This is a genomic window from Nonlabens dokdonensis (assembly GCF_002162835.1).
GTDB classification, from domain to species: Bacteria; Bacteroidota; Bacteroidia; order Flavobacteriales; family Flavobacteriaceae; genus Nonlabens; species Nonlabens dokdonensis_B.
In genome coordinates, this window is the sequence record NZ_MAAX01000112.1 from 1 (window position 1) to 13,982 (window position 13,982).

The 13,982-nt window shown below is 36.1% G+C and carries 7 protein-coding genes; all 7 read left to right on the plus strand.

The window, feature by feature from the left end:
- Positions 1-357: 357 nt before the first annotated feature.
- Positions 358-3,519 (plus strand): glycoside hydrolase family 2 TIM barrel-domain containing protein, encoded by a 3,162-nt coding sequence (locus tag A9Q93_RS07335; RefSeq protein ID WP_303686736.1) that lies wholly within the window; start codon positions 358-360, stop codon positions 3,517-3,519.
- Between the two features lie 6 nt (positions 3,520-3,525).
- Positions 3,526-5,445, plus strand: a complete 1,920-nt coding sequence (locus A9Q93_RS07340) for an Ig-like domain-containing protein (protein WP_303686737.1) — start codon at positions 3,526-3,528, stop codon at positions 5,443-5,445.
- A 69-nt stretch (positions 5,446-5,514) separates the two neighbouring features.
- The gene (locus A9Q93_RS07345; RefSeq protein ID WP_303686738.1) at positions 5,515-6,345 is read left to right on the plus strand and encodes a glycoside hydrolase family 16 protein; all 831 of its coding nucleotides are present in this window, start codon (positions 5,515-5,517) and stop codon (positions 6,343-6,345) included.
- Between the two features lie 119 nt (positions 6,346-6,464).
- Positions 6,465-9,923, plus strand: coding sequence for a hypothetical protein (locus A9Q93_RS07350; protein ID WP_303686739.1), 3,459 nt, complete (start codon positions 6,465-6,467; stop codon positions 9,921-9,923).
- Positions 9,924-10,089: 166 nt separating this feature from the next.
- Complete coding sequence (locus tag A9Q93_RS07355) at positions 10,090-11,253, plus strand: glycosyl hydrolase family 17 protein (RefSeq protein WP_303686741.1); 1,164 nt, start codon at positions 10,090-10,092, stop codon at positions 11,251-11,253.
- Between the two features lie 92 nt (positions 11,254-11,345).
- Positions 11,346-12,821 carry a glycoside hydrolase family 30 protein gene (locus A9Q93_RS07360; protein WP_303686742.1) on the plus strand — a complete coding sequence of 492 codons (1,476 nt, stop codon included), beginning with the start codon at positions 11,346-11,348 and terminating at the stop codon, positions 12,819-12,821.
- A gap of 5 nt (positions 12,822-12,826) precedes the next feature.
- On the plus strand, positions 12,827-13,982 hold a 1,156-nt coding region (locus tag A9Q93_RS07365; RefSeq protein WP_303686740.1), incomplete at its 3' end, for an MFS transporter.

The following is a 13,982-nucleotide window of genomic DNA, read 5'->3' on the forward strand; positions in this document are numbered from 1 at the left end:
TGAGATAAAACGATATCGTTTGCGTAAAAAATTGGCTCTAAGTAGAGAGGAAAGCTTAACAAGTTACATTGTTGAGATTTAATTATTGGTTTTTTAAACGGTATTGAACTCATCATTACTACATCATTCTGTCTATTAATTGATCAACATTAAGATTTTTAATTGTTTAAAATGTTGAAGTTCAGTTATATGATTGTTTTGTGTTTGTGGAAAATGGATTTTACAAATTATTTTTAATCTGTATGTTTTTTGTTGAGATAGTTATAGTTTCTTTTTTTATCTCTTCTTATATATTTAAAAATCAAAAATGCGAAGGCAACTAGATTTTTAAAAACCAACCTTTTTAACACCAAATTTATGAAGTTTATTCTCTTATCAATTAGCATGTTCTTAGTTGTAGCATCTGGTTTTTCTCAGAGCCAAGATGTTTCCGTCTTTGAAAGTGCAAATGGACAAACATTGCTAGTAGATGGCAAGCCCTTTATCATAAATGGAATGAATTGGGATTATGTTCCGATAGGAACTAATTATTCATATAACTTCTGGTCTCAACCAGACGATTTTATTGAAGCTGCCCTTGAGAATGAAATGGGGTTGTTAAAAAACATGGGTGTCAATACCATTCGTGTATATACCGGAATACAGCCTAAATGGGTTGAATATATCTACAAAAATTATGGGATTCATACCATGATAAACCATTCATTTGGTCGTTATGGTGTGACACTAGATGGTACCTGGATGTCTAATACTGAATATGCAGATCCTAGAGCAAGAAAATATCTTATTCAAGAAGCAATTAATATGACCAAAGAGTTTAAAGATACTCCAGGTCTATTAATGTTTATGTTAGGAAATGAAAATAACTATGGGCTTTCGTGGGGTGGCGCAGCTACCGAGGATATTCCGATAGAAACAGAAGGAACGGTCATTACTCGTGCTAGAGCAATGTATAAGCTAATGAATGATGCCATTATAGAGATGAAAAAAATTGATACTAATCATCCTATAGCTATTTGTAATGGAGATTTACTATATGTTGATCTTGTAGCCGAACATGTTACAGAGTTAGATATTTATGCCACTAATATGTATAGGGGAAAATCTTTTGGTGATGCTTTTGAAGTTGTGAAAACGAAACTGAATAAACCTATGATGTTTGCTGAGTTTGGTGCTGATGCTTTTAATGCTATTACAAATAAGGAAGATCAAAAGATGCAGGCTTATTATATGGTAGAAAACTGGAAGGAGATATATGCTAATGCTTCAGGTTTGGGTAAATCTGGTAATTCAATAGGTGGTTTTACTTTTCAATGGGCAGACGGCTGGTGGAAAGATGGTCAAACAGAAGATTTAGATATACATAATACCGAGGCAGTATGGACGAGTGCTGGTTATACAATTGACTCTAAAAACGGTTCAAAAAACATGAATGAAGAGTGGTTTGGTGTATGTGCTAAAGGCAGACCTAATGAAAGAGGTCTCTATGATCTATATCCACGTGCATCATACTACGCCTTAAAGGAAGTTCATGACTTGGATCCATATAATAATAAAGTAACGGCTGAAAGTCTTCAAAGTTATTTCAATGAAATCGAGTTGATGGACGCGGTTTTACGTGCTAGAGGCGACAAAGCAGCGCTAGGTGGTGGTGGTGCAGAAAAGTTGAGAATAAGTAGACTTACTGCAAAATTTACCACCTTCAATACTGGTGGAAGTTTGATTACCACTCCAGACACTCCTGATCCAGATTCTCAAACATTTCCAAATCAACTAGGATTTGATCATATGCAATCCTACTTTGTAGGTATAGAAGGAAAGCCTGCCTCTAACATGAGAGCAAATGTGAACTTCAATATCATCGGTAAGGTCGCAGAGAACCCAATTGATGAAATTTTTTATGAGAATAGAGCTAGACCAGTATTTTCGTTAGATAGTAATGGTCAGCAGGTAATCGAGAATGATGTTAATAGAGTTAACGTATATGATGCAGAATTTGAATGGAATGCTAAGGATTTTGATTTAAGAGGTTTCTACAGAACAGGTCACTATCATTGGGGTTATGAAGGTGATTTTTTTGCTTTATATCCAGAAGCTAATTATGGACCTAACCTTGATATTTATGGAGGCGAAATACTTGGATTTGAAATTGATGGAAAAGGAATTGCAGATGGTGTCAAAGCAGCATTTGGTCCGCAGTTATGGTGGGGCGCAAATCCTACTGCTTTAATCAAATATAGTCGTAAAGTAGGTCAATGGGGTATTACTGGAATTTATCATAGAGATTTTGAGACAGATATCGAGTTAGATGAAACCGGTAGGCGTGTTTTAGATCAAAATCAAGTAAGAAGTGGTATTATTCCGCCTTTCCCAACGGAGAGAGCTACTTTAGTTTTAGAGAGAGAAATTGGTGCTTTTGGATTTACATTAGGAGGAATCTGGGCTGGAAGTCCTTTAAATGGAACCACTTACCAAGACGTTACCGGTAGCTCTGGGAACTACACTGTTTTTGATGATGTAGTCTCTTCTAAAGACAACTGGGGTGGAAAAGGTAAAATCACTTATCAAGGAGGAAAGATTAATGCATATGTTCAAGGAGGAGTAATGGGACTTGTTGCAAATGGCGGTGCAGATCAAACACAAACTTTTACAGGATGGAAACTAAAAGACAATGGTAGCGGTAACCAGTCTAATTTTCTTGCTGGAATGACTTATACAGTAGGAAATTTTCAAATTGCACCTAATTTTCTATGGCAACAACCACTTGTAGATCCTATGCCTAACGATGTTGGTGCTCCTGGTAGATTAAGAAATGTAATTGACGACCCATTTGCAGTGAGAGGAAATCGAGAAACAACTGCTGGAGAAATATTGATCACTTTTGACCCTACTCCTGGAACATGGATGTACGAATGGAATAACGATCGAGCTGAAGACGCAAAATTTGCCATGAGCGCAGGATTTGTTTTCCGTCATTTACCGACAACTCAAGATGCGCATATCGGTTTTCAGGCAGATCGTACCTTCTTCGCTTTTCCAAATTCTGCTCCGGCAGAAGATTTATGGGAGGCACATACTCGTATGGTGTCAAAATTGAGTCCTAATTTAGGAATAATAGGAAACTTTTTCTACGGTAATGGTCAAGCAAATGGAGATAGCGAGCGATTGATCAAAAGATATGGTGGTGATATTAGAATGATATATAACAAGATGATGGTTCAGACTCATTTTAAATTTAATGATTGGGGACCATTTGATTATCATAGAGATTTTAACTTGACTTATCCTATTCAATTAATGCTTGATGTATCCACATCTTTAGGGAAACCAGACTGGTTCATTTTACCAAGCACGGTTGTAGGAATTAGAGGTACATGGAGAACTATGAATGAATTTTCGCCTAGATATTCACCTAACGTGGCACCAGAATTTGGAGTTCCACCTATAAGCTCAGTGGGATTCCCTGATGGTACAGAATGGGAAATTAGAACTTACATACACATTAATATTGGAAACTAAAAAAGCATGAAAAATATAAGTAATTACATTAGAATAAGCAGTCTATTTTTAGTAACCGTAGGTTTCTTAGTAAGCTGTGAAAGAGAACTGTCTGATGATGCAGTGCTAGCGACTTTTTCATCAACACCTGAAGTATTTACAGATGGCCCGGTAGGATTAGGAAGTGATTTCTATTTCCCGTATGCTGACTCTAAGTTCACCGCTTTTTCTGTTGATAATGAAGAAGGTTATCAAAGCAATGCATCCATAAGAATAGATGTACCTAATAGTGATGATCCTCTAGGTGCTTACGCAGGTGGGATTTTTAGAGTTGATGGTGCAGGAAGAGATCTGACTAAATATGACGCCTTAACCTTTTGGGCAAAAGCTTCTCAAGGTGTATCTGTTGGAGAAATAGGATTTGGAGAAGATTTTCTAGAAAATAAATATATTGCTACGAGAACAAATATTAGCGTAGGAACAAACTGGACTAAATATGTAATACCTATTCCCGACGCTTCTAAATTGACACAAGAACGCGGTCTTCTAAGATATGCGGCTGGAACGCAAAGTACTAATGGTTCTGGATATACTTTATGGATTGATGAGTTAAGATTTGAAAAGTTAGGAACCATTGCTCAACCTAGACCATCCATTGTAAATGGACAAGATGTTAATCTTACCTCATTTATAGGTGTCACTTCTCAAGTTACAGACTTAATTCAAACGTTTAATTTAGGAACTGGTAATGATGTTGATATTATCGCAGCGCCTAATTATTTTGAATTTACTTCTTCTAACCCTAGTGTTGCAACTGTAGATACTTCTGGTCTTATTTCAATAAATACTTCAGGAACTACCACCGTTACAGCAACGCTTGGTGGTAACGATGCAGCTGGTTCAATAACTGTAAATTCTCTTGGTACTTTTCAATTACCACCTACACCTACAAGAGATCCTTCAAACGTAATATCCATTTTTAGTGATTTTTATACTAACGTACCAGTAGATTTCTATAACGGATTTTGGGAGCCTTTTCAAACTACGTTATCCGCAGATTTTGATGTTAATGGAGATAACATTTTAAACTATACTAATTTCAATTTTGTAGGTAATCAGTTTGCAAATCCTACCATTGATATTACTGATAAATCTAACCTGCATCTCAATATGTATATTCCTGGAAGTATCCCAGCAAATTTAGATTTTCTAATATCTGTAGTAGATTTTGGACCAGATGGAGCTGATGGTGGAGGAGATGATACGAGACAGCAAATATTTTTTAATGGTTCTGACTTTGTTGCAGACTCTTGGGTAACACTTGATGTGCCTATAACGTTAGCTAATAAATCTAACATCGGTTTAATTATTTATGAAAATATAAATGGATCTCCTCTCTCTAACTTTTATTTAGATAATATCTATTTCTATGGAGAACCTACATCACCATCTACGCCGGCGGCAAGTCCTACTGATCCTGCAGGCAATGTTATCTCTCTTTTTAGTGATGCATATACAGATGTGCCAGTTGACACATTTAGAACTCCATGGTCATCTGCTTCAACTGTTTTAACAAATGAGGTTGTTTCTGGAGATAATATTAAAAAGTATGCTTCATTAGGATTTGCTGGTATAGAAACCTTAAATAATAGCGTAGACGCATCTAGCATGACACATGTACGCATAGATACGTGGTCTGCAAATTACACATCATTTGCTCTCAAGCTTGTAGATTTAGGAGCAGATAACACCATCGGAACTGCTGATGATTCAGAACATGAAGTAACTATTACTAATCCAGTGACAGGGCAATGGGTTAATCACGATATTCCATTATCAGACTTTACTGGACTTACTAATAGATCAAATCTAGGGCAATACATAATTGTAGGTCAACCTACAAATGCAAACGATGTGTTCATTGATAACTTTTATTTCCGTAACTAATTAAGGCAGCACTAACCATTGTCAACATTTAAACCTTGTTTAAAAATACCTACTCAAAATAAATCGAATATGAATTTCACTTCAAAATATATCAATGTAAGCCTACTTGTAGTGCTTATTGCCGTTATCATAAGTTGCTCTCCAGATGAGAAACAAGAAATAACCGCTTTAAATAAACTAGTTCTAGAAGATAATTTTGATACTAGTGGAGCTCTAGATTCTTCCTTATGGAGTTATGAAATAGGTGATGGAAGTGCTCAAGGTATTCCTGGCTGGGGAAATAATGAACAACAGTATTATACAGATAGACCAGAGAACGTTATTGTAGAAGATGGTATGTTAAAAATTATAGCTCAAAAGGAAAATTTTGAAGGTTCCAGTTTTACATCAGCAAGAATTTTAACAAAAGGTAAATTTCAGAAAAAATACGGTCGTTTTGAAGCCAGGATAAAACTTCCGTGGGGACAAGGTATTTGGCCAGCTTTCTGGATGTTAGGAGATGATAACAATGGTGCAGATGTATGGCCTAATATAGGTGAGATAGATATTATGGAATATAGAGGTCAGGAGCCTACAATTACTCATGGTAGTGTCCACGGTCCAGGTTATTCAGGAGGCAATGCTGTAACTAAATCTTATGATTTAGTAAATGACCGCTTTGATACTGATTTTCACATTTTTGGTATAGAATGGGGACCCAATTACATTAATTATTACGTGGACGATGTCTTGTATAATCAAATCACTCCAGAAGACGTAAATGGAGATTGGGTATTTAACGATAGAGAGTTTTACATAATAATGAATGTAGCAGTAGGAGGAAGCTTTGTAGGCGCTCCAGGTCCCGATGTCGTATATCCACAGACTATGTATGTAGATTACGTACGAGTTTACGAATAGATGATTCCTGTTCTCTTAGATAAGATACTTTTTCCGCTTTCGCGAAAGCGGAATACCTATAACATATCAAGACTTATTTTTTAAAGATCTAAAAAGCTATTAGATAGCACACGTGCATAATGACCAATAACGAAATTTACTTAGGCAATCAAAAAGCTACCTTTAACCAGAAAGATATTAAAGGAGAGCTAGTAGAATTCCAGAATGAGCAATATTATAAGATAAGCAATCATGATGCAATGCGCCCATTTTTTATGAGCATTGTGAGTGATTCAAACCACTGGATGTTTATCTCTAGTAACGGAGGTTTAACTGCTGGGCGTAAGAATAGTGATTCGGCTTTATTTCCTTACTATACAGATGATAAAATAACCGAATCTAGTGATGTTACCGGAAGTAAAACCATTATTAAAGTAGAGAAAGATCATCGTATATTTTTATGGGAACCTTTTGCAAATCGATTTAAAGGCATCTATAATACCACCTGTAATTTATATAAAAACGTTTACGGTAATAAGGTAGTTTTTGAAGAAATCAATCATGATCTTAAACTTACTTATCGTTACCACTGGAACTCAAGCGATTTATACGGTTTTGTAAAAAAATCTGAGCTTATTAACGATGGTACTGAAGAAGTCACAACAACTGTTTTAGACGGTTTGCAAAATATTTTACCTGCCACAGTAGGTGAAGATTTACAAAAAGCCTCAAGTAATTTAGTAGATGCTTATAAAAGATCTGAACTTAAACAAGAAACTGGAATAGGAATTATTGCTTTAAGCGCTGTTATAGTGGATAAAGCAGAACCTAGTGAAGCATTAAAAGCAAATATTGCTTGGTCACTTGGTATAGATAAGCCTACCTACCTAATGTCAAGCCTTCAGTTAGAAAATTTTAGAAAAGGTATAGAAGTACATCAAGAAAATGATATCAAAGCAGAGAAAGGTGCTTACTTCACTATTTCTGATATTAAATTAGACGCAAGCAGTAAAAAGGAATGGTACTATGTTGCAGATGTTAATCAAACCATAGTATCCATTACAGATATTTCAAATCAAGTAAAGACAAACCCTAGCTTGATCGAGCACTTAAATAATGATATTGCTTTAGGAAGTGAGAAATTAGTAAAGCTCATCGCAGCTTCTGACGGTTTACAGCTTACTGAAGATCCACTTACTAATAATCGCCACTTTGCAAATACCATGTTCAATATAATGCGTGGTGGAATTTTTGATAATAACTATGTTGTAGAAAAAGAAGATTTTATAGATTATATCAAAAATGCTAATAAAGAGGTATATGAAGAAACTAAAGAACTTTTAAACGCACTGTCTGATACATTTCAGAAAGAAGTTCTTATTGATTTGAGTAATTCTCATAAAGATCTTCATTTTAAAAGATTAGTTATAGAATACCTACCATTAAAATTTAGTAGAAGACATGGTGATCCTAGCCGACCATGGAATAAGTTCTCCATCAATACACGTAGCGAGATAGACGGTTCTAAAATTCTTGATTATGAAGGAAACTGGCGCGATATTTTCCAAAATTGGGAAGCACTAGCACATTCTTATCCTGAGTTTATTGAAGGGATGATTCATAAATTTTTAAACGCCACCACCTTTGATGGGTACAACCCATATCGTGTTACTAAAGGAGGTTTTGACTGGGAAGTTATAGAAGAAGATGATCCGTGGTCCTACATAGGGTATTGGGGTGATCACCAAATCATTTATTTACTCAAATTCTTAGAATTTATAGGAAACCATTATCCAGATAAGTTAGCAAGCTTTATTAATGAAGATGTTTTTGTTTATGCAAATGTTCCTTATAAGATTAAACCTTACAGTGATATTTTAAACAACCCTAAGGATACTATTGACTTTGATTATAAATTACAAGAAGTCATCGATGAGAGAAGAGTTAAATTAGGAGCTGATGGCGCACTGTTGAGAGATAATTCTCATGAAATTTATAGAGTTAATCTTATAGAAAAGCTATTAGCTACTGTGCTTGCTAAGGTGTCTAATTTCATTCCTGAAGCTGGTATATGGTTAAATACACAGCGTCCAGAGTGGAATGATGCAAATAATGCTCTAGTTGGAAACGGTGTTTCTATGGTAACGCTTTATTATCTAAGACGTTTTTTAAACTACTTTGAAGGGTTTATCGCAGGCTCTAACTTTGAGAAAACGGCAGTTTCTATAGAATTAGAATCCTTTTTTAATGAAGTAAATGAAACCCTTAAAGCACATCGAGAAACATTAAATGGTAGAGTTTCTAATGATGAGCGTAGAACTATTTTAGACGGACTCTCACAGCCAGCCAGTGATTATCGTGAACAGGTGTATAACAATGATTTTTCAGGGAAAAAGCAAGATGTATCTAAAGAGGATTTACTAGACTTCATCCAGGTCACTTTAAAGTACTTAGATCATAGTATAGACGCAAATAAGCGTTTTGATAATATGTATCATGCCTATAATTTGATGACACTAGAAGATAATGGAGATATAAGTATATCCTATTTATCAGAAATGTTAGAAGGTCAAGTTGCTGTTCTAAGTTCGGGATATTTGAATTCAGACCAGGCTCTTCAAGTTATGGAAGGTTTAAAAGCAAGTGCTCTTTTTAGACCAGATCAATACAGTTACATTTTATATCCTAGCAAAAATTTACCAGGATTTGAGCAGCGCAATATTATACCTAATAATCTTGTAGCTCAATCTAAATTGTTGCAAAAACTTTTAGGAAATGGGAACAAACAGATAATCGTAAAAGATTTAAACGGTACCTACCATTTTAATGCAACATTTAATAATGTAAATAGCCTTAAAAATGCCCTTACAGAGCTAGACCATCTCTATGCCGATTTAATTGCCGAAGAGCAAAAGCAATTAGAAAAAACATTTGAGGCCGTGTTTAATCATAAAGCATTTACCGGTAGATCTGGGACCTTCTTTGGGTATGAAGGTTTGGGGTCCATTTACTGGCACATGGTTTCTAAGTTATTACTTGCTGTACAAGAATGTAGTCTTAAGGCTATCAATGAAGGAGCTAGCCCTTCAGTAATAGGTAAAATGCTAGATCATTACTATGAGATTCAAGCGGGAATAGGTGCTCATAAATCACCAGAGTTGTACGGAGCAGTGCCTACAGATCCTTATTCACACACTCCAGCTACTAAAGGTGCTCAACAACCAGGGATGACCGGGCAGGTAAAGGAAGATATTCTAAGCCGTTTTGGTGAATTAGGCCTGGTTATAAAAGAAGGTAGGCTTCATTTTCAACCTAGTTTACTACGTGATCAAGAATTCCTTAAAAGTGCGAGAGTATTTAATTATGTAGATGTAAATCAGGAAGAAAAATCTATAGACATTGCCGCCGGCTCACTAGCTTTTACGTATTGTCAAGTTCCTGTGATTTATAAACGCAATAGTAAGAATTCAGTCCAGGTATCCTTTAATGATGGAAGCAAGACTTCATTTGATAAGCTTCAACTTGATCATAATACCAGCGAGCAGCTTTTTAAACGCGCAAAAACTATTAAACTCATAGAAGTACATCTTGAAAAATAACAAGTAAAACGGTTTAGTTTCCGCTTTCGCGAAAGCGGAATCCTTAACCTACATAAAATTTAAACCAGTCATGAAGGCCTTAACCACATCTTTACTAATGATTTTAATCGTTTTTACAGCTTGTAAAGATGCTAAGGAGCCCAATGAAATAGTGCCAGAACCAAAAATGAAATCAGCCGAAGAAATTTTATCAAATCCAGATTATTTAGCCATTTCTTATGGTGGATATCGAGCAAAAACTAGAGACGAGCAACCTACAGTTAACCAGCTCAAAGAAGATATGAAAATATTGTCGGCGATGGGTATCAAAATCTTGCGCACTTATAATGTACAGTTACCGCAAGCATCAAATATTGCAAAGGCAATTCAAGAACTCAAAAAAGAAGATCCTGAATTTGAAATGTACATGATGTTAGGAGCCTGGATCGACTGTAAAAATGCTTGGACTGATTTAGAGCCAGATCATAATGTTGAGAGTGAGGCAAATGCTGGAGAAATAAAACGAGCTGTCGAGCTGGCAAATCAGTATCCTGAGATTATAAAAATCATTGCCGTAGGTAACGAGGCGATGGTAAAATGGGCAGCAAGTTATTATGTACAGCCTGGAGTCATTCTTAAATGGGTAAATCATCTACAAGATTTAAAGAAAACAGGAAAACTACCATCTGATTTATGGATCACCAGTTCAGATAATTTTGCCTCTTGGGGTGGTGGCGATTATATCTATCATACGCCAGATTTGACAGCACTACTTAAAGCAGTAGATTATGTTTCACTGCATACTTACCCTATGCATGATACACATTATAATCCTGTTTTTTGGGGAACGTTGAATTATGAAAAAAGCTTAACAGATCTAGAAAAAATTGATACAGCGATGCATAAATCATTAGATTATGCAAAGTCTCAATACCGCAGTGTAGTAGATTATATGAAGGTCATAGGAGTAGAAAAACCTGTACACATAGGAGAAACTGGATGGGCGACCGTTTCAAATGGTCATTATGGACCAGATGGCTCTAGAGCTACAGACGAATATAAGTCTGCTAAATTCTACCAATTGATGAGAGATTGGACCACTAGTGAGGGAATTGCCTGTTTTTACTTTGAAGCCTTTGATGAGCAATGGAAAGATGCTAAAAACCCTAGAGGCTCTGAAAATCATTTTGGTTTATTCACCATTAAGGGAAAGGCAAAATATGCTCTATGGGACCTTGTAGATCAAGGAAAATTCAAGGGTCTTACCAGAGATGGTAAGAAGATTACAAAAACGTATGAAGGTAAAGTGGATAAACTAATGAAGGATGTGCACGTACCACCATTAAAATAGAATCAGTTACGCAAGCAGGAAGATGAAGAAGGATAAAACAAACGCTTATGAAATTAAAACTTTATGGATCAATAGGTTTACTCATTATTCTTATGACAAGTTGTAAAAGTCCAAACGATTCTCAACCTAAAGTTGAGGTCAGTCCACTTGATGTAACGATTTATGAAACATCTGCTGCGGGAAATAACCTCACACAGGTAACACCTTTTACTGATGTAGACAGCGCTACCGTAATCACTATTAATGAAGATAAACGTTTTCAAACCATTACTGGATTTGGCGGCGCATTTACTGAATCTTCTGCTTATTTACTAAATCGATTAAGTAAAAAAAACAGAGACACAATTATCAATGCTTATTTCTCTAGAGAAGGAGCAAATTATTCTCTAACACGCACACATATGAATAGTTGTGATTTTTCATTATCGCAATATTCCTATTCACCAGTAAAAGATGATGTTAACCTAGAGCACTTCACTATCGAAGAAGATCGTGAGGATTTAATCCCTATGATTAAAGATGCTATGGCAGCATCAGAAGATGGTTTTGAAATTTTTGCCTCACCATGGACAGCAGCTCCATGGATGAAAGATAATAATGATTGGGTAGGAGGTAAGTTACTACCTAAATATTACGATACATGGGCATTATTCTTTTCTAAATACATTGATGCTTATGAGGCAGAAGGTATTCCTATATGGGGTTTTACCGTAGAAAACGAGCCTCATGGAAATGGTAATAACTGGGAAAGTATGCACTACACACCTAAAGAAATGACCGACTTTGTTCAGTTTCATTTAGGTCCTCAACTAGAAGCAGATGGTCATGGAGATAAAATTATATTGGGGTATGATCAGAATAGAGCAGGACTTAAAGAATGGGTAGATGAAATGTACAGAGATGAAGCATCATCAAAATATTTTGATGGTACCGCGATTCACTGGTATGAAAGTACCTATGAAGTTTTCCCAGAGCAATTACAATATGCCCATAATAAGGCTCCAGATAAATACTTAATCGAGACAGAAGGTTGTGTAGATTCTGAAGTACCAGCCTGGAAAGATGATAAATGGTACTGGTCTAAAGAAGCAACAGATTGGGGCTGGGATTGGGCAAGTGAAGAAGAAAAATACTTACATCCTAAGTATGCTCCTGTAAATCGTTATGCTCGCGATATCATAGGCTGTATGAACAATTGGGTTGACGGCTGGGTAGACTGGAACATGGTCCTTGATAAACAAGGTGGTCCTAACTGGTTTAAAAACTGGTGTGCGGCTCCTGTAATTGTAGATCCAGAAAATGATGAGGTATACTTCACGCCATTATATTATACCATGGCACATTTCAGCAAGTTTATACGACCTGGTGCTGAGGTGATTGAAGCAAATAATACAGATAAAGACTTGATGGTTACCGCCGCAAAAAATCCTGATGGAACTATTGCTGTAGTAGTTTTTAATGAAGGCATGGTGGATAAAAGTTATTCGTTACGCTTTCGCGAAAGCGAGATCAACATCAAACTAGGTCCTCAAAGTTTGCATACTGTAATGATACCAACTAAAAACTAACTACTATGTCCACTTCTACACAAAAAGTTCATTTCGGTCAGAAGATTGCTTTTGGGCTAGGAATGCTAGCAAATCAAATGTTTCCTGCTATTCTAGGCATATTTATGGTTGTGCTTGTTGAGGATCTAGCATTTACCGGGCTATTGTGGGCAATGATTTATCTTTTTCCTCGATTGCTAGATGCAATTACAGATCCTATAATGGGTTTTATTTCTGATAACACAAAGTCCAAATGGGGTCGAAGACGTGTATATGTATTTATAGGGGCAATAGTTATGGGAGTTGCCTACATTTTTATGTGGCAATTATTTAAAGAAAATTCTGTACAATATAATTTCTGGTATTTCTTCTTCTGGTCTGTAATTTTCTATCTAGGGCTTACCCTTTTTAGTGTTCCCTATGTGGCGATGGGATATGAAATGAGTGACGATTTTCATGAGCGCACGAGTATTATGGCTACGGCTCAGTGGATAGGGCAATGGGCTTGGGTAATCGCACCGTGTTTTTGGGTAATAATGTACGATCCAGAGTGGTTTCCCTCTGCAGATGTTGCTGCACGTGAGCTTGCGATTTGGGTGGCAATACCTTGTACTATTTGTGCGATGGTACCGGCATTATTTATTAAAAGCAAATCTACTCTCGATGAAGATTATGAAGAACTAAGTTTTTCTAACGTAGGTCAAAGCCTTACTTCTATTATTAAAAGTTTTAGTGAAGCATTTAAAATTAAAGAATTTAGAAAATTGTGTTTTGCCACATTTTTCATTTTCAATGCATTCAACACAGTGGCGTCCCTTACTTTTTTTGTTATTGTGTACAAACTATTCAATGGCAACGCAGGAGATGCTGGTATTTGGGTAGCGCTTTTTGGAGGCCTAGGAGCTCTAGGTACTACCTTTATAGTTATACCTGTTGTAACGGCTCTCTCTAAGAAAATAGGGAAGAAGAAAGCGTTCATGGTGGCTCAAGGTATTTCTATTATAGGTTATATAACGCTCTATTTTTTATTCATTCCTGGAAAACCGTGGATGTACATATTTGCTTTGCCATTATTTTCTTTTGGAATAGGAAGTTTGTTCACGATAATGATGTCCATGACTGCTGATGTTATCGATATAGACGAATTGAATACTGGTAAGCGACGAGAGGGAACCTTTGGAG